This is a genomic window from Mesorhizobium sp. M1A.F.Ca.IN.020.06.1.1, assembly GCF_004023265.1.
Taxonomy (GTDB): domain Bacteria; phylum Pseudomonadota; class Alphaproteobacteria; order Rhizobiales; family Rhizobiaceae; genus Mesorhizobium.
In genome coordinates this window covers 1-703 of the sequence record NZ_RZSR01001597.1, presented here as the reverse complement: position 1 = coordinate 703, position 703 = coordinate 1, and the positions used below count along the sequence as shown (strand labels likewise).

The window sequence follows — 703 nt, the reverse complement described above, 5'->3', positions numbered from 1 at the left end:
CTTCATCAGCACCGACATTTCGAAGACGGCCGACGCCGAAGCGGTGGTGGCATTGGCGCTGCAGCGTCACGGCCGGCTCGACATCATCGTCCAGAACGCCGGCATCTATCCCTGGCAACTGATCGAGAACACCAGCCCGGAGGACTGGGACCGGGTCATGGCGGTCAATCTGCGCGGCAGCTTCAACGCCGCCCGGGCAGCGCTTCCACCGATGAAGGCTCAGGGCAGCGGTCGCATGCTCTTCACCTCTTCCATCACCGGCCCGCAGGTGAGCAGCCCCGGCCACGGCCATTATTCGGCAAGCAAGGCCGGCATCAACGGCTTCATCCGCGCGGCGGCGCTGGAGTTTTCCGGCTATGGCATCACCGTCAACGGCGTCGAGCCTGGCAACATCCTGACCGAAGGCATGAAGCTTCACCGCGATGCCGCCTTCATCAAGAGCATGGAGGACGCCGTGCCGCTCGGACGTCTCGGCACGCCGCGCGACGTCGCCAACGCCTTCCTGTTCCTGGCCTCCGACGACGCCAGCTACATCACCGGCACGACGATCGTCGTCGATGGCGGCCAGCTCCTGCCCGAAGGCCAGGATTTCCGCCTGACGCCGCGGTGAGTCTTGATTGTGCCGGGAAACTGGTGGGCGATGACGGGCTCGAACCGCCGACATCTTCGGTGTAAACGAAGCGCTCTACCAACTGAGCTAATC

Annotated in this window: 1 protein-coding gene; it reads left to right on the top strand. The window is 64.4% G+C overall.

Features of this window, described 5'->3' with window-relative positions; translation table 11 throughout:
* On the top strand, window positions 1-610 hold a 610-nt coding region (locus EOA60_RS35775; RefSeq protein WP_128312772.1), incomplete at its 5' end, for an SDR family oxidoreductase.
* Window positions 611-703 lie beyond the last annotated feature (93 nt).